Below are 16,408 nucleotides of genomic sequence, written 5' to 3' on the forward strand. Positions count from 1 at the left end.
CGAGGGATCAGACGGCCCTCTTCTTCAGCTTGCGGCGCTCCCGCTCCGACAGCCCGCCCCAGATCCCGAAGCGTTCGTCGTTCTGCAGTGCGTACTCCAGGCATTCGCCTCGTACGTCACAACCGAGGCAGACCTTCTTCGCCTCGCGGGTGGAACCGCCCTTCTCCGGGAAGAAAGCCTCTGGATCGGTCTGGGCACACAGTGCCCGTTCCTGCCAGTTCGGCTCCTCCTCGATCGCCTCACCGTCGACAATCGCCATCAGCGTTTCTGTCACGGTACGACCTCCTCGACCCTGTTCGTTCCCCTGTACATATGGGCTTGCGGTCCCACATGCCTGACCTCGACCGTTCTACTAGCTTGAAAACGGTCCCCGATACCGAGTGTCCAACGAACGACACGGTTGAAATTACATTCCTGCAATCCACGAAAGTCAAGCCGTGGTCTGCTATTGGCATCATCCGCAACACGGCTGCAAAAGAACGAGAGGCCTGTGTTCACAGGCCTCTCGCTCCGAACCGGTGCCTCGCGAAGGCGTCCGGAGAAAGTTCCGGCGGACCTTCGGCAAGGGCTTGCTGCCTTGTCAGGAAGGCTGCGACCACCAGCCCTGCTGGTTGCCCTGACCCGGCTGCTCCGGCTCGCCGTCCTTCGCCGGGTCCGAAACCCTCGGTTCTACACGGGTTTCGTCGGCTGCCTCGGGCTCCGGCTGCGCGTCAGCGGCAGGAGTCGCGGCAGGCGCCTCCTCGGCCTGCCAGGACTGCTCGCCCGGCTGCCAGCTCGCTTGCTCCGCAGACCAGCTCTCGCCCTGCACTGCCGGCGCCTGGCCCTGGTCGGCGCCCTGCCACTCGGGCTGACCCTGCTGACCGTACTCCTGGCCTGCCCACTGCTGGGCGGCCTCCTGCGGGTGCTCCTGGCCGTGCTCCTGACCGTGTTCCTGACCGGCAGACCACTGCTGCTCCTGCGGCCACTGCTGCTGTGCCTGGTCCTGACCGCCCCACTGCTGTGCGCCCTCGGGGCTCCACTGCTGGGTCGGCTCGGTGCCGTGACCTTCAGCCGACCAAGCCTGCTCGGCCGGCTGCTGCTCGGCGGCACCGGTGTGCGGCTGCGCCTCGGCGTCGGACGCCGACCAGGTCTGCTGCTCGCCACCAGCGTTCCAGTTCTGCTCCTGCGGCCATTGCTCGCCGCCCTGCTGGGCTGCCGCGTAGCCACCGGCTGCACCCGCGGCCGCGCCGGCACCCGCGCTGTAGGCGCCGTACTGACCGGCCTCCTGCCCGTACGGAGCGCCACCCTGCTGTGCGCCGTACTGGCCGTACTGCTGCTGGCCCTGCGGACCGTACTGGCCGCCCTGCTGACCGTACTGCGCGCCAGGCTGGCCGGCGTACTGGCCGCCCTGGCCGGCGAACTGGCCCTGCTGGCCGACCTTCGGCGCGCGGACCGGAGCCGGCAGCGCCTGGAAGTGCCGCAGGATGTAGAAACCGACCACGCCGTACAGCGCGAGACCGGCGAGGCCGTAGAGGAAGTTCACGAACTTGACCGCGGCCGAGTCCGAGCTGTCGCCGAAGACGGCGAACACGACGATCAGGCCAAGCAGCACGTACAGACCGGTGACCACCAGCGCCACCAGGGTGACGAGGCGGGCGTTCCGCGTCTGCTCACCTGCCTCGGTGACCAGCCAGACCGAGGCGGCCAGGGCGATCATCAGCAGGACGCCGGGGAAGGCGGGTGCGACATTCGTATGCAGCACCACGGAGCTGTTGGAGCTGAATCCGGCGTCGCCGACGAAAAGGGAGATCAGCGAAGCCAGCGCCCAGAGGGCGGCGAAGGCGAGCAGGATGTACGCGACCGGCTCTCTGAGCTTCTTGGTTGCGTCGGTAACCACGAGGGCTCCTCGGGATGTTGGGGGCCGTGCAACTTGATTGACACACTGTGCACATAGTTCGGACCCTCGGCAGCATAGTCGTGCGGTGGTTCGTTGCTTTGACGACTCGTGGAGACTGTCCTCATGCGATTGACAGTGCTTGCCGGCGGCGTCGGTGGATCCACCTTCCTGCGCGGCCTGCTGGCGGCCCGGCCGGACGCCGAGATCACCGTGGTCGGCAACACCGCCGACGACATCACGCTGTTCGGCCTGCGGGTCTGCCCCGACCTGGACACGGTGATGTACACCCTCGGCGGTGGCATCTCGAAGGAACGCGGCTGGGGCCGCGAGGACGAGACCTGGGTGGTGAAGGAGGAACTCGCGGCGTACGGCGTCGAGCCGACCTGGTTCGGCCTCGGTGACCGCGACATCGCCACCCACCTGGTCCGGACCCAGATGCTCGACGCCGGCTACGGCCTGGCCGCGGTGACCGAGGCGCTCTGCGCCCGCTGGGAGCTGCCGGTCCGGCTGCTGCCGATGAGCGACGACCGGGTCGAGACCCACGTGGTGGTGGACGATCCGGAGAACCCGGGCACCCGCAAGGCGATCCACTTCCAGGAGTACTGGGTCCGGCTGCACGCGGAGGTCCCGGCGCACCAGATCCTCGCCATCGGCCAGGACAAGGCGAAACCGGCCCCCGGCGTCCTGGACGCGATCGCCGAGTGCGACGCGCTGATCCTGCCGCCGTCCAACCCGGTGGTCTCGGTCGGCACCATCCTCGGCGTCCCGGGGATCCGGGAAGCGGTCCGGGAGACGGCCGCCCCGGTCATCGGGGTCTCGCCGATCATCGGGACCGGCCCGGTCCGCGGCATGGCCGACAAGGTCCTCGCGGCGATCGGGGTGGAGTCCACCGCGGGCGCGGTAGCCCGGTACTACGGGTCGCGCGCGGCCGGCGGCGTACTGGACGGCTGGCTGATCGACACCTCCGACGCGGCGCAGCTCGAGTCGATCGCCGCGGCCGGGATCCACGCGCAGGCCGTGCCGCTGTGGATGGACGACGAGCCGAAGACGGCCGCGATCGCGACCGCAGCGGTGGTCCTGGCCGAGGCCGTCCGCCGATGAGGAAGCAGCTCGAGATCTACCCGGTCGTCGGCGTGCCCGAGATCGGCGCCGGCAGCGACCTGGCCGGCCTGATCGGCGATCTGGCCGACCTCCGCGACGGTGACGTCGTCGCGGTCACGTCGAAGATCATCAGCAAGGCCGAGGGCCGGCTCACCCACGGCACCCGCGACGAGGCGATCGACGCGGAGCTCGTCCGGGTGGTGGCCCAGCGGGGCGACACCCGGATCGTGCAGACGCGGCACGGCCTGGTGATGGCCGCCGCGGGCACGGACACGTCCAACACCGCGCCCGGCACAGTCCTGTTGCTGCCGGTCGACCCGGACCTGTCCGCGCGCGCCCTGCGAGTGGCCTGGAAGAAGCGGTACGACGTGAACGTCGGCGTGGTGATCACCGACACCCTCGGCCGGCCGTGGCGCAACGGCCAGACGGACCTGGCGATCGGCGCGGCCGGGATCCAGGTGCTGGAGGATCTCCGCGGCAGCACCGACACTCACGGCAATGTGCTCGCCGTGACCGAGCCGGCCATCGCCGACGAGATCGCGGGCGCCGGCGAACTCGTGAAGGGCAAGGCCGACGGCGTACCGGTCGCCGTACTGCGGGGGTTGTCGGACGTGGTGCTCCCCGTCGGGGAGCACGGGACCGGGGCGCGGGCGCTGGTCAGAGATGCGGAGCTGGACCTGTTCAGCCTGGGCACGCGGGAGGCAGCGCGGGCCGCAGTACTGGCTCGGAAGGCTCCGACCGGGCCACGGGAGGTGGATCCGGAGCTGTGGGCGGGGCTGCTGACCGACGACGAGGACGTCCACATCGAACTGCTGGACAACTCGATCGCCGTGTTCGGGGACGAGCCGGTGGCGGTGGGCGTGATCGCGGAACGGCTCGCGGTGCTCCTGCACGCCGAGGGGTACGGCGTCGCCGTACGGACCGGTCCGGGCAGTGAGGCGACGGTCACGTTCGGCTCACGGTCCAGATAGTTTTCTAGGCAACTTCTCAGGGTGGCTCAGTACACTGCACGCGGACGGCGGCGCCCGAGACCGCCCATGATCAGGGAAGACCATTCACTGTGGGTAAGTCTCAGAAGCAGGATCGCCGCGAGCTGATCGAGAAGATGCAGCGTGAGCAGGCCCGGTCCGACAAGCGCCGTACGCTCATCATCGTGGCCGTCTCGATCCTGGTCGGCCTGGCGATCATCGCCTACCCCGCGATCCGGTTGATCCAGGACTCCAGGACCAAGAACCTGTCGATCTCCGACCTCGGGGTGGCCGCCGCGTCCGCGTCCTGCGACAAGCCCACCGACGACAAGGCCTCCGGTACCCAGGACCACAAGCCGGACGGCACCGTCATCCAGTACCCGGTCTCCCCGCCGTCGTCGGGCCCGCACTACGCGGTCTGGGCGCCGTTCGGGAAGAAGTTCTACACCTTCGAGGACCGCCCGCCGGTGCCGAACCTGGTGCACAACCTCGAGCACGGCTACACGATCCTCTGGTACAACGAGGCGACCTCGAAGAACAAGGACCAGCTGGCCCTGATCGAGAAGATCTCCAAGGCCAAGCTGCCGGACAGCTCGAACGGCAAGTTCATCGCCGCGCCGTTCCGCGCCTCCGACGGCCAGCTGCCCTGGCCCGACGGCAAGAACATCGCCTTCTCGCACTGGAGCGGCATGGGCGCCGACGGCAAGACGGCCTTCGGTCACCGCCAGTTCTGCGGCTCGGTCAGCGGCGCCGCGCTCGCCGACTTCATGAACAAGTACCCGTCGACCGACGCCCAGGAGCCGAACGGCGGCTGATCCCCGGTTCCGGGCCGGTGCGGACGGACAGGCACGGATCCGGTCCGCTGGGTTAGTCTTCGGCCTTTGCGGACCGATCCTGGGAGTGGCATGGCCAAGGCAACACAGTCGCGGCGCGAGCTGATCGAGAAGATGCAGCGCGACCAGGCCCGGTCCGACAAGCGCCGGACGTGGGCGATCGTGGCTGTCTCGATCGTGGTCGGGCTGGGCATCATCGCGGTGCCGGCGGTCAAGCTGATCGAGGACTCCCGAGCCAAGAGCCGGCCGATCGCCGCCCTCGGTGTCAAGGCGGCCGCGGCCTCCTGCGACGCACCGACGAACGACCCGGCCGGCAAGTCCGCGGACCACCGGCCGGACGGCGAGAAGATCGCGTACGCCGTCTCGCCGCCGTCGAGCGGGCCGCACTACCAGACCTGGGCGCCGTTCAGTAAGAAGTTCTACTCGGCCGACGACCGGCCGCCGGTGGAGAACCTGGTGCACAACCTCGAGCACGGGTACACGCTGCTCTGGTACAGCGACGAGATCGCCAACGACAAGAAGCAGGTCGCCGAGATCGAGAAGCTCGCCAAGGCGAAGCTGCCCGACGCGGCCGACGGTGGCTTCTTCATCGCCGCCCCGTTCCACGCCTCCGAAGGCGCCGCCTGGCCGGCCGGCAAGAAGATCGCCTTCGCGCACTGGAGCGCCGGCCCGGAAGGCCAGTCCTTCGGCCACCGCCAGTTCTGCGGCGACCTCAGCGGCGAGGCCCTCACCACCTTCATCAACAAGTACCCGGCCCAGGACACTCAAGAACCAGGTCTGCGCTGAGGTAGCTGCGGGTCAGACGTAGCGGGCCGCGTGGTCGGACTGGACCTGGGCGACCAGGTCTTTCACCCGTTCGCCGTCCGCGAGCGGGCAGACCAGGGTGACGTCGTGGGTGTGGACGATGATGTGGCCGGTGAGGCCGACCGCGGCGATCAGGTGGTCGGGGTCGTCGGTGACGATCACGTTGTCGTGCGAGTCGAGCAGGCAACTGAGCGCGGTCCCGTCGTGACGGTTGCCCTCGGCATCGACCTCGTAGGTGCCCGCGAGTGCCGCCCAGGAACCGACGTCCAGCCAGTGCACGGGCATCGGGATGACGACCACGTCCGCGTCGACCTTGCCCTGCGAAGCAGGCTCCATCACCGCGAAGTCGACGCTGATCTTGCGCAGTCCCGGGTAGATCGCGCCGAGTTCGGCGTCGCGCTGCGGGGTGTCCCAGACCGCCGCGACCTGGCGCAGTCGGGCGGCCGACTCCGGCAGCAGCGCGTCGAGCACGCTCAGCACGGTCTCGGCCCGCCAGACGAACATGCCGGAGTTCCACCAGAACCGCCCGGTCGCCAGGTACTCCTCGGCGGTCGCGCGATCCGGCTTCTCCCGGAACCGGTCCACGACGTACGCCGAAGTGCCGTCGATGGCCGCACCGCGTTCCACGTACCCGAGCCCGGTGTGCGGGTGGGTCGGCTCGATCCCGAAGGTGACCAGTGAGCGCGGCCGCTGCTCGACCAGCTCGAAGCCGCTCTCGATCGCGGCCCGGAACTCCGCCTCCGGCGTGATCAGGTGGTCCGAGCCGACGATCGCCAGCACCGCGTCGGGATCATGCCGGGCGACCACCGCCGAGGCCAGGCCGACCGCGTTCGCCGTGTCCCGGCCGACCGGTTCGCCGATGATGTTGTGCTCGCCGAGCTCGGGGAGCTGCTCGCGGACCAGGTCCGTGTGGGCGGCCACCGTGCAGACGTAGATGTTGGCCGGGTCGACCAGGCCCGCGAGCCGGTCGTACGCCACTCGGAGCAGGGAGTTCCCCGCTGCCAGCGGGAGCACCTGCTTGGGCTTGTCGACCCGGGACAACGGCCACAGCCGGGTCCCCGAACCGCCGGCCAGAATCACCACGTTTCGCATGAGGACGAACCCTACCGGGCGAACCGAGCCACCCGCCGCCGGAGCCGACCAGTAGCCAGCTGGTATCTAGTCAACCTGCGTTGGAACCGGATGGCAGCTAGTCAGCGGCGGGCGCCTCGGCCGGCGTACCGGCGGTGGGGCTGACCGGGCAGGGCACCGGCCGGGCGGTCTCCTCGGCCGCGGTACGAGCGGTCGGGATGCGCAGGTGGGCGAGGTCGGCGGGCACCGGGCTGTCGGGGACCCAGAAGCGGTCCGACTCGCCGTCGATACCGGTCGCGGGGGCGTCGGTGAGCCGGAAGCGGTCGCGCAGGCGCCCGTAGAAGTCGGTGGGACGAAGCCGGACCAGCCGAAGCCGCCGTACGGAGCCGTAGACGCCGATCCAGTCGCCCGGGTCGAGGATGCCGCGCAACTGACCGTCGATGCTGACCGCGGCCTGCCCCGAGTGCGGCAGCACCCGCAGCGCCACCGGCTCGTCCGGCGCCGCCACCACGGTCCGGTTGAAGGTCATGTGCGGCGCCACCGGCGTGAAGACGACCGCCTCCAGGTTCGGCGACAACACCGGCCCACCGGCCGCGAAGCTGTACGCCGTACTGCCGGTCGGCGTCGCCACGATCAACGCGTCAGCCGAGTACGACGCCAGCAGTCGCCCGGCCAGGTAGACGCCGATGCTGACCTGGTGGTCGCGGGCCAGCTTCTCCAGCACCACGTCGTTCAGCGCGGTCACGTCGAGAGCCACGCCCCAGCCGTCGCCCTCGACGGTCTCCGGCCGCACCGAGGGCGGCGGGAGCGCGGGACCGTGGCCGTACCGCAGCAGCGCGTCGATCCCGGTCGGGATCTCCAGCGGCCGCGAGGCGCGCATGGTGAGCGTCATCCGCTCCTCGATGGTGGCGCCGCCGTGGTGGACCGCTTCCAGCGCCTCTTCGACGTCGCTGCACGCCACCTCGGTCAGGAAGCCCACCTTGCCGAGGTCGACGCCCAGGACGGCGGCGTCGTTCTTCGCCGCGATCCGGGCACCGCGCAGGAAGGTGCCGTCGCCGCCGAGGGTGACGACCAGGTCGGGATTGCCGGCGTGGTGCAACTCGTCCATCCCGCCGCGGCGGCCCTCGTGCTGCTTCCAGACATCGATGTCGGTACAGCCGATGTCATGCCGGCGGCACCAGTCACGGACCACCTCGGCAGCCTGGACGGCGAGCGGGCGGCCTTGGTGCACAACGAGACCGAGACGACTGACAGGCACTGTTCTACTCCTCCGACTGGTTGCGACAACGGTAGTCCGCCCGTGCCGCGGGACCGGGAGAGCTGCTCCGCCGCGAGACCCGAGGGCTCAGCCGGGCGGCCGGCGGGTGGCGCTGATGATCGGATCGGTCTCGTCGTCGAACTCGCCGATGACCTCTTCCAGCAGATCCTCGAGAGCGACCACGCCGATCGGTTCGGAACCCTCCTCGACGACGGCCAACTGGGAGCGTTCGGTCCGCATGAGGCGGATCGCCGCGGCGACCGGAGTACCGGCCGGCAGCCGGAGCGGCTCGGTCATCAGCTCGGCGGCGCGAAGCGTGTGACCGCCTCCGGTCGTCGCGCGGGCCGCGTCGCGGACGTGCACGATGCCGCAGATCGCAGTACCGGAGCTGACCACGGCGAGCCGCGAGCGTCCCTCGCGCCGGCTGACCAGTTCGACCTCGCGGGCCGGCGCGGAAGCCGGCACGGTGGACAGCCGCGAGGTCGGCGTCATCACCTGGTCGACCGTGGTGTTCTGCAGGGTGAGCATCGCGGTGAGCAGCTCGTGCTCGGGCGCCGGCAGCGTGCCGTGTTCGGCGGACGACTCGATCAGCAGCCGCAGCTCGTCCGGACCATGGGCATTCGCGAGCTCGTTCTGCGGCGTCACCTTGAGCAGCCGTACGCACGCGTTCGCCAGCGTGTTCAGTACGACGAGCAGCGGCCGGAAGACGAAGGTGAACCCGCGGAACGGCATCGCCAGCAGCAATGCCGACCGCTCGGGATCGCTGATCGCCCACGACTTCGGTGCCATCTCGCCCAGCAACACGTGCAGCAGGCCGACGCCGCCGACGGCGAGGATCAACGCGATCACCTCGCCGACGCCGTCCGGCACCCCGATCAGCTCGAACAACGGATGCAGCAGCTGCGCGACCGCGGGCTCGGACAGCGACCCGAGACCCAGCGTGCACAAGGTGATCCCGAGCTGCGCGCCCGCGAGCATCAACGACAGCTCACTGATTCCGGCAAGGGCAGCACGCGCCGTACGCCGGCCCTCGGCCGCGAACTGTTCGAGCCGGTGCCGCTTCGACGCGACCAGCGCGAACTCGGCGGCGACGAAGAACCCGTTGAAAACAAGGAGCAGCAGCGAGATCAGGAGAGCGACGGCGGTGTTCACGAGAGCCTCTCCAGGACGACAAGGCCGGGGACATGCCGCAGTACCGTCTGCACTGTCAGTTTGCCGTGCTCGCGGGGTGCGGGGCGGCCGTCGTGGTCGAAGCGCTGCGGCAGCTCCACGACCACCTCGTCGCCGACCACCGGGATCCGCCCGAGCCGGGCCATCACCAGTCCGGACACGGTGTCGTAGTCGTCGCCGTCCGGCAGAGCGATCCCGGTCGCCTCCATCACCTCGTCGAGACGCCGGCGACCGGGCACGACCCAGGTCCCGTCCGGGTTGGCCAGCAGCCCGGCTTCGGGAAGGTCGTCCTCGTCGCGGATCTCGCCGACCAGTTCCTCGGCGATGTCCTCCAGCGACACCACGCCGGCGAACCCGCCGAACTCGTCCACGACGATCGCGAGCTGGCGATGCGCCGTCCGGAGCTGCTCGAGCACGCCGGGCAGCGAGAGGGTGGCCGGTACGACGACCGGCGGTGCCGCCAGCGACCCGATCGTGACGTGCGAACGGTCGGCCGGTTCGACCTCGACCACGTCGCCGATCGCGATCACGCCGACCACCTCGTCCACCGAGGCGGCGATCACCGGGAACCGGCTGTGCCCGGAGTCGAGCAGTTCGACCACCCTGGTCAGCGGGTCGTCGGTGTGCACGGTGATCACGTCGACGCGCGGGATCATCACCTCGGCGGCGATCCGGCCGCGGAAGTCGAGGCCGCGATCGAGCAGCCGGGTGGTGTCCTCGTCCAGCAGGCCCTGCTCGTACGACGTGGCGATGATCCGGTCCAGCTCCTGGGCGGTGGCGCCCTGCGGAAGCTCCTCGACCGGCTCGATCCCGACCCGGCGCAGGATCCGGTTCGACGCGGTGTCGAAGAGGCGGATCAGCGGGCCGGCCACGGTCAGGTAGATCAGGGTGGACCGGGACAGCCGCAGCGCCAGCGCCTCGGCCCGGGCGATCGCCAGGTTCTTCGGGGCCAGCTCACCGAGCACCATCTGGATGATCGTTGCCAGTAGCAACGCAAGGATCACCGAGACCGACAACGACACACTCTTGGGGAGACCGGCCGAACCGAGCAGGTTCTCCAGCCCCGTGCCGAGGTAAGGCTGGGCGACGTAGCCGGCGAGCAGCGCCGTGACGGTGATCCCGACCTGCGCGCCGGACAGCACGAACGAGAGCCGCGAGGTGACCTCGAGCGCCCGTACGGCGGCTGCGTCACCCGCCTCGGCGAGACCTTGAAGCCGGTTCCGGTCCACCGCGACGTAGGAGAACTCCTGCGCCACGAAGTACCCGGTGGCCACGGTCAGCGCCAGGATGAGCGCCAGCCCGACCACGATCAACATGCGCCGACCTTACGAGGACTCCGGGGTCCACGGGATCGCGGGGGTCCTGGAGTCTCGTCGCTCACCCGCGCTCGAGCAGAGCCTCGGACACCGCCCACAAGCGCTCGGCGTTGTCCGGGTCAACGGCGTACCGCGCCACGCCGTACAGGGTTCCGCTGCGCCGATCGAGCACCTCAGCCTCGTTGCAGTCGTTGAAGTAGCGGCCGCCAACCCCTTCCAGCAAAGGAGAAGCAGCGAGCAGGACCGAGGTCGCCGCGCCTTGCTCGACAGTCTTGAACATCTCCGGCGGCGTCTTACCACTCCCCCGTCCATCGGTGTGCCGCTGCAGGTTGGTGTAGATCGCCCCGGGCATCAGGGCGTTGGCGGTGATCCCGTCCGCGGCCCAGCGACGACTCGCCTCGACGGCGAACAGCACGTTCGCCGTCTTCGACTGCCCGTAGGCCAGCCAGCGGTCGTACGGCCGGAAGTCGAAGTTCAGGTCGTCGAACACCACCGGCGAGAGCTGATGACCGGACGAGCTGACCACGACAAGCCTGGCATCGCCCGCAGCGGCCAGCGCCCCGTGCAGCCCAGTCGCCAGCGCGAAGTGCCCGAGGTGGTTGGTCGCGAACTGCAACTCCCATCCCTGCTCGGTGTACTCCTCCGGGCAGGCCATCACCCCGGCGTTGGCGATCAGGACGTCGAGCGGACCTTGCCAGTCGGCGGCGAACCTGCGCACCGACGCGAGGCTCGTCAGGTCGAGCTCCGCGACGTGGACCCTTTCGTTGCCCGTGGTTGCAGTGAGGTCCTTGGCGGTCCGCTCCCCTGCGGCGATGTCCCGTACGGCGAGGGTCACCTCCGCGCGGGCCGACGCCAAGGCGCGCGCCGTCTCGACGCCGATGCCGGACGAACCGCCGGTGACAACCACTCGGCGGCCGTCGAGGTCCACCCCGCGGACGACGTCAGCGGCAGTGCTGGTGAAGCCGAACGGCGTCCTGATCATGCTGACGCCTCCACCGACCCCGTCCACGAAAGCACCTGATGGTCGCGGATCAGTTCGCCGTACGTCGCCGGGTCGACCCGGTCGGCGAGGACGAGATCGACGATCGGTACGGCGGCTTCGGCCGGCGTCCTGGCCCCGCTGAAGTCGTCGAACCAAGGCCGGGAGGCGCGGGTGTCGACGAGGCCGGGACAGACCGAGGCGATCAGCGTGTTCTGGGCCAGATCCGTGGCCCGCCGTTGCGCGGCGACGGCCCGTACGGCGGCGACCTGGCCGACCTTGGAGGGCAGGTTGACCCACTCCGGCCAGCCTTGCCCGGCGGCCGTTCCGGCGTGGATCGACTGCCGCCACTCTTCGACGGTCCGCTCGATCTGCTCGAACGACGGACCGTCGAACAGCGGGTGCAGCTTCGGGTCGAGTTGGTCGAGGGTGCCGAGCGAACTCGCGACGACGATCAGCCGGCCACCGGGCCGGAGTACCGGAGCGAGGGAACGGAGTACGGAGTGCGTGCCGCCGTTCGCGACCGCGATGAACTGGTCGGCCTGTTCGGCCTGCGGCCGGTCGGGACTGAGCGGGGCGATGGCGTTGGAGATGACGATGTCGACACCGCCGTACTGCGTTTGCAGGTCGGCCGCCAACTCGGCGACGGCCGTGGGATCGCTGACGTCGAGCACGCGGCCTTCGACCTGCGCGACACCGTGCACCCGGGCGGCGGCTTCGGCGACCCGCTCGGCATTGCGGCTGGTGAGGAGGACGAGGTCCTCGGGGTTCATCCGGGCGGCGAGTTCTTCGACCAGGGCGAAGCCGAGGCCCTGGTTCGCGCCGGTGACTACTGCGATGCGTCTCATGGAAGCAACGGTAGGAACGAGTCAGCCATGATTCCAACGAGACTTCGGCACAGGTAGCATGCGGAAAAGTCATGGACTTCACCGACGTCTCCCTGGTCGCGCTGCGGGTCTTCCGCGAGGTCGCCGAGCGCGGCACGTTCACGGCCGCGGCGACCGCGCTCGGCTACACCCAGTCCGCGGTCTCCCGGCAGATCGCCTCGATCGAGCGCGCCGCCCAGGCCCCGCTGCTGGAACGCCGCCGCGAAGGCGTCCGGCTGACGCCGGCAGGACAGGTCGTACTCCGAACCGCGGCGCGCGTCCTCGACCAGCTCGACACGACCGCGCGCGAACTCGCCGGCCTGCCCGCGGAGGCCGGCAAGGTCCGGCTCGGCTGGTTCCCGAGCGCGGGCGCCGTACTGGTGCCGAAGGCAATCAGTGCGCTGCGGCGAAATCACCCGGCGCTCGAGGTCACGTCACGCGAGGGATCGACGCCGGCGCTGGTCCGGGCGTTGCGGGCCGGCAGCGTCGACCTTGCTCTGCTCGCCTCGGCGCCACCGTTCCGGCCGGCAGATGCCGAGTCACCCGCCTTCCAGCTCCAGGTGATGGTCGAGCGGGCGCTGTGCCTCGCCGTACCGGCTGGTCATCCACTGGCGGGTGGGGAGGCGATCGACTTCGCCGAGTTGCGCGGGCAGCGATGGATCGCCGGGCCTGCCTCGGGCGAGGACAAGCTGATGGGGGTCTGGCCGGGACTCGACGAGCGGCCCGAGATCGCCCACACAGCCCGGGATTGGCTGGCCAAGCTGCACCTGGTCGCCGCGGGCGCAGGCATCACCACGGTGCCCCCTTCGCTCGCAGGCGCCGCGCCGGCCGGCGTACGCATCCTGCCGGTCCATGGCGGCCCACAGGAACTCCGCCGGATCGTCGTGGCACGGCTTCCCGGCCCGGTCGCGACCCCAGTGGCCCAGCTGATCGACGCGCTCCGTACCGCGGCCGCCGTGGCGGGTTGAGGACTCAGACCGGCGGGCTGTCCTGTTTGGGCTTGGCGGCCTCGTCCTCGGCGGGCGACTCGTCGTCCCCGTTCTTGATCTTCTTGAACTCGGTCAGCGCGCGAGCCGTGTTGCGGGTCAGCTCGGGCAGCTTGTTCGCACCGAACACCAGCACCACGATCACCAGGATGACGATCCACTCGCCACCCTCGGGCATCGCCAGCAGTGCAGCCATGACAGTCCTCTTTCTCGGAACCCCGGACAACGGTACGCCTGGGAGGAAAGGGCACGCATCCCCGACCACGCACGACATAGGGTTGCGCTCATGGCCGCAACGCTTCCCGAACTCTTCAGCGCCGCGGTCCGCCGCGACGGCGCCAGTCCGTTCCTCACGTACTACGACGACGCGTCCGGCGAGCGGATCGAGCTGAGCGCGCTCACCACCGCCAACTGGGTGGCGAAGACAGCGAACCTGCTCGTCGACGAGTACGACCTGGAAGCCGGCGAGACCGTCGCCATCGGACTGCCACCGCACTGGCTCGGTGTCGTCTGGGCGCTGTCCACCTGGTCGGCAGGCGCGAGCCTGACCAGCGGCGAGGGCGCGATCGCGATCACCGGACCCGACTTCGGCCTCCGCGGCAGCCGCGAGACGATCGCGTCCGCGCTGCTCCCGCTCGGCGGCCGGTTCCGGGAGCCGATTCCGGACGACGTGCACGACTACGGCGCAGAGGTCTACAACCACCCTGACGTCTTCGTCCCCTTCGACCCACCCGCGGCCGACTCCCCGGCGTACGACACGAGCACGCACGCGGACCTGATCGCCGCCGCGAAGCCGGTCGCCGAGCGGGTGCTGACGACAGCGAGCCTGGTCAGCCCGGAAGGCATCGGCACGCTGGTCGGAGTGATCGCGGCCGGCGGCTCGATCGTGCTCTGCCGCAACCTGGACGAGGCGAAGCTGGACCGGCGGATCGCCGACGAGAAGGTCGATCGAGTCTTGGAGGACAACTGATGCAGCGGTTCGACGGACGGGTCGCACTGGTCACAGCGGCGGCGCAGGGGATCGGCGCCGCCGTCGCCCGCAGGATCGCCGCCGAAGGTGGTTCGGTGATCGTCACCGACCTGCAGGAGGACAAGGTCGCGGAGCTCGCCGCCGAGCTCGGCGACCGCGCCCTCGCAGTCCGGGTGGACGTCACCTCGCGCGCAGACCTCGACGCGGCGGTCGCGGCCGGGGTCGAACGCTTCGGCCGACTGGACCTGCTGGTGAACAACGCCGGCGCGTGCGTCGTCACCGCGATGCCGGAGGACACCACTGCCGAGGAGTGGCACCGCCAGCTCGATCTCACCCTGGTCAGCGCGGCCCAGAGCATCCAGGCCGCGCTCCCGCACCTGCTGAAGACGCGCGGCAACGTCGTCACCATCAGCTCGGTGAACGGCCTGGCGGCCTTCGGGAACCTCGAGTACTCCGCGGCGAAGGCCGGCCAGCTCGCGATGACCCAGAACTTCGCCGCCCGCTTCGGCTCCAGCGGGGTCCGCTTCAATGTCGTTGCCCCCGGCACCATCCGGACGCCGAACTGGGACAACCAGCCCGACGCGCTGGACCGGCTCGCCAAGTTGTACCCGCTCGGCCGGGTCGGCGAGCCCGAGGACATCGCCGCCGCCGTGGCCTTCCTGGGCTCCGACGACGCCGCCTGGATCACCGGCCACACCCTCCCGGTGGAAGGCGGCGTCCTCACCGGTCCGTCGGCACTGGACCTGACCCCGAAAGGCCCGTTCCGCAAGGAGCAGTAGGAGCCTCCTCCACCGCGACCAGCATGTGGACGATCACGCAGCGTCAAAGTGTAGTGAGTTTATAGTCTTAGTTCATTAAGGGCTCAGTACCCCGAGAACAGGACACCGTGCGATGAGCGAACCCAGCTGGTCCTTCGAGACCCGCCAGATCCATGCCGGCCAGACCTCCGACCCGACCACCTTGGCCCGGGCGCTGCCGATCTACCAGACCACGTCGTACACCTTCGACAGCACCGATCATGCCGCGAGCCTGTTCGGCCTGCAGGAGTTCGGCAACATCTACACCCGGATCCAGAACCCGACCCAGGACGCGGTCGAGCAGCGGATCGCCAGCCTGGAAGGCGGAACCGCCGCGCTACTGGTCTCCTCGGGGCAGGCCGCGACCTCGCTCGCGCTGCTGAACGTCGCCGAGGCCGGCGACCACGTGGTCAGCAGCCCGAGCCTGTACGGCGGGACGTACAACCTGTTCCACTACACGTTCCCCAAGCTCGGCGTCGAGGTGAGCTTCGTCGAGGATCCGAGCGACCCGGAGTCCTGGAAAGCCGCGATCCGGCCGAACACCAAGGCGTTCTTCGGCGAGACGATCGCCAACCCGAAGAGCGAGATCCTCGACCTCGAGGCGATCGCGGGAGTCGCCCACGAGTACGGCGTACCGCTGATCGTCGACAACACCGTCGCCACGCCGTACGCGCTGCGGCCGTTCGAGCACGGCGCGGACGTGGTGGTGCACTCGGCGACGAAGTACCTGGGCGGCCACGGTACGGCGATCGCCGGCGTGATCGTGGACTCGGGCAAGTTCGACTATGCCGCGAACCCCGAACGCTTCCCCGGCTTCAACCAGCCGGACCCGAGCTACCACGGCCTCACGTACGGCACCGCGCTCGGCGTCGGCTCCGATCTCGGCAACCTGGCCTACATCCTGAAGGCCCGGGTGCAGTGGTTGCGCGACCTCGGTACTGCCGTGTCGCCGTTCAACGCGTTCCTGATCTCGCAAGGCCTGGAGACGCTGTCGCTGCGGATCGAGCGGCACCTCGACAACGCGCTAGCGGTGGCGCAGTGGCTGGAAGGCCGCGACGAGGTGGACAGCGTCGCGTACGCCAGCCTCCCGTCGAGCCCGTACTACGCGCTCGCGCAGAAGTACACGCCGCGGGGCGCCGGTGCCGTGGTGGCGTTCGAGATCAAGGGCGGCGTGGACGCGGGCAAGCGGTTCGTGGATGCCCTGCAACTGCACAGTCATGTGGCGAACATCGGCGACGTCCGGTCGCTGGTGATCCACCCGGCGTCGACCACGCACAGCCAGTTGTCCGTCGAGGACCAGCTTGCCTCGGGCGTCACGCCGGGGCTGGTCCGGCTCGCGGTCGGCCTCGAACACCTCGACGACATCCTGGCCGATCTCGAGGTCGGGTTCGCCGCCGCCAAGTCGGCCTGAGC

At 69.7% G+C, this 16,408-nt stretch carries 17 protein-coding genes; 8 read left to right on the forward strand and 9 right to left on the reverse strand.

Features of this window, described 5'->3' with window-relative positions:
• Positions 1-7 precede the first annotated feature (7 nt).
• Together EV138_RS09955 and EV138_RS09960 are read right to left on the reverse strand one after the other, a co-directional pair.
• Positions 8-259 carry a WhiB family transcriptional regulator gene (locus EV138_RS09955; RefSeq protein ID WP_012919241.1) on the reverse strand — a complete coding sequence of 84 codons (252 nt, stop codon included), beginning with the start codon at positions 257-259 and terminating at the stop codon, positions 8-10.
• A gap of 321 nt (positions 260-580) precedes the next feature.
• On the reverse strand, positions 581-1,876 hold the full coding sequence (locus EV138_RS09960) for a cation:proton antiporter (RefSeq protein WP_133978090.1): 1,296 nt from the start codon (positions 1,874-1,876) through the stop codon (positions 581-583).
• A gap of 123 nt (positions 1,877-1,999) precedes the next feature.
• Here EV138_RS09960 and cofD point away from each other — a divergent pair, with 123 nt between their 5' ends.
• From cofD to EV138_RS09980, 4 genes are all read left to right on the forward strand, one after another.
• On the forward strand, positions 2,000-2,977 hold the full coding sequence (cofD, locus tag EV138_RS09965; RefSeq protein ID WP_133978091.1) for a 2-phospho-L-lactate transferase: 978 nt from the start codon (positions 2,000-2,002) through the stop codon (positions 2,975-2,977).
• Positions 2,974-3,948 (forward strand): coenzyme F420-0:L-glutamate ligase, encoded by a 975-nt coding sequence (locus EV138_RS09970; RefSeq protein WP_133978092.1) that lies wholly within the window; start codon positions 2,974-2,976, stop codon positions 3,946-3,948. Before cofD ends, EV138_RS09970 begins: the two co-directional genes overlap by 4 nt.
• An 89-nt stretch (positions 3,949-4,037) precedes the next feature.
• Positions 4,038-4,760: a thioredoxin-like domain-containing protein gene (locus tag EV138_RS09975; protein WP_133978093.1), complete on the forward strand. Its 723-nt coding sequence runs from the start codon at positions 4,038-4,040 to the stop codon at positions 4,758-4,760.
• Positions 4,761-4,850: 90 nt separating this feature from the next.
• Positions 4,851-5,564 (forward strand): thioredoxin-like domain-containing protein, encoded by a 714-nt coding sequence (locus EV138_RS09980; protein ID WP_133978094.1) that lies wholly within the window; start codon positions 4,851-4,853, stop codon positions 5,562-5,564.
• Positions 5,565-5,576: 12 nt separating this feature from the next.
• Here the strand turns inward: EV138_RS09980 and EV138_RS09985 are convergent, their stop codons facing one another.
• The 6 genes from EV138_RS09985 to EV138_RS10010 all read right to left on the reverse strand — a co-directional run bounded on the left by EV138_RS09985 (position 5,577) and on the right by EV138_RS10010 (position 12,224).
• Positions 5,577-6,674 carry a mannose-1-phosphate guanylyltransferase gene (locus EV138_RS09985; protein ID WP_133978095.1) on the reverse strand — a complete coding sequence of 366 codons (1,098 nt, stop codon included), beginning with the start codon at positions 6,672-6,674 and terminating at the stop codon, positions 5,577-5,579.
• Between the two features lie 97 nt (positions 6,675-6,771).
• Complete coding sequence (locus EV138_RS09990; RefSeq protein ID WP_133978096.1) at positions 6,772-7,911, reverse strand: NAD(+)/NADH kinase; 1,140 nt, start codon at positions 7,909-7,911, stop codon at positions 6,772-6,774.
• Between the two features lie 87 nt (positions 7,912-7,998).
• The gene (locus tag EV138_RS09995; protein WP_133978097.1) at positions 7,999-9,063 is read right to left on the reverse strand and encodes a hemolysin family protein; all 1,065 of its coding nucleotides are present in this window, start codon (positions 9,061-9,063) and stop codon (positions 7,999-8,001) included.
• Positions 9,060-10,397: a hemolysin family protein gene (locus tag EV138_RS10000; protein WP_133978098.1), complete on the reverse strand. Its 1,338-nt coding sequence runs from the start codon at positions 10,395-10,397 to the stop codon at positions 9,060-9,062. Before EV138_RS10000 ends, EV138_RS09995 begins: the two co-directional genes overlap by 4 nt.
• Positions 10,398-10,458: 61 nt before the next feature.
• Positions 10,459-11,379 carry an SDR family NAD(P)-dependent oxidoreductase gene (locus EV138_RS10005; RefSeq protein ID WP_133978099.1) on the reverse strand — a complete coding sequence of 307 codons (921 nt, stop codon included), beginning with the start codon at positions 11,377-11,379 and terminating at the stop codon, positions 10,459-10,461.
• Positions 11,376-12,224 carry an SDR family NAD(P)-dependent oxidoreductase gene (locus EV138_RS10010; protein ID WP_133978100.1) on the reverse strand — a complete coding sequence of 283 codons (849 nt, stop codon included), beginning with the start codon at positions 12,222-12,224 and terminating at the stop codon, positions 11,376-11,378. The genes EV138_RS10005 and EV138_RS10010 overlap by 4 nt, the downstream gene beginning before the upstream one ends.
• A 71-nt stretch (positions 12,225-12,295) precedes the next feature.
• Between EV138_RS10010 and EV138_RS10015 the strand changes: the two genes are divergently transcribed.
• A complete protein-coding gene (locus EV138_RS10015) occupies positions 12,296-13,210 on the forward strand; it encodes a LysR family transcriptional regulator (RefSeq protein ID WP_133978101.1) in 915 nt (304 codons plus the stop codon).
• 4 nt (positions 13,211-13,214) lie between these two features.
• Here EV138_RS10015 and tatA read toward each other — a convergent pair whose 3' ends face one another.
• Positions 13,215-13,424, reverse strand: coding sequence for a twin-arginine translocase TatA/TatE family subunit (gene tatA, locus EV138_RS10020; RefSeq protein ID WP_133978102.1), 210 nt, complete (start codon positions 13,422-13,424; stop codon positions 13,215-13,217).
• Positions 13,425-13,514: 90 nt separating this feature from the next.
• Between tatA and EV138_RS10025 the strand changes: the two genes are divergently transcribed.
• The 3 genes from EV138_RS10025 (at position 13,515) to EV138_RS10035 (ending at position 16,406) form a co-directional block, all read left to right on the forward strand.
• Positions 13,515-14,198, forward strand: a complete 684-nt coding sequence (locus EV138_RS10025; RefSeq protein WP_133978103.1) for a TIGR03089 family protein — start codon at positions 13,515-13,517, stop codon at positions 14,196-14,198.
• Complete coding sequence (locus tag EV138_RS10030; RefSeq protein ID WP_133978104.1) at positions 14,198-14,977, forward strand: SDR family NAD(P)-dependent oxidoreductase; 780 nt, start codon at positions 14,198-14,200, stop codon at positions 14,975-14,977. The genes EV138_RS10025 and EV138_RS10030 overlap by 1 nt, the downstream gene beginning before the upstream one ends.
• A gap of 112 nt (positions 14,978-15,089) precedes the next feature.
• Complete coding sequence (locus EV138_RS10035; protein ID WP_133978105.1) at positions 15,090-16,406, forward strand: bifunctional o-acetylhomoserine/o-acetylserine sulfhydrylase; 1,317 nt, start codon at positions 15,090-15,092, stop codon at positions 16,404-16,406.
• The last annotated feature ends 2 nt before the right edge of the window (positions 16,407-16,408 follow it).

The organism is Kribbella voronezhensis (genome assembly GCF_004365175.1).
GTDB classification, from domain to species: domain Bacteria; phylum Actinomycetota; class Actinomycetes; order Propionibacteriales; family Kribbellaceae; genus Kribbella; species Kribbella voronezhensis.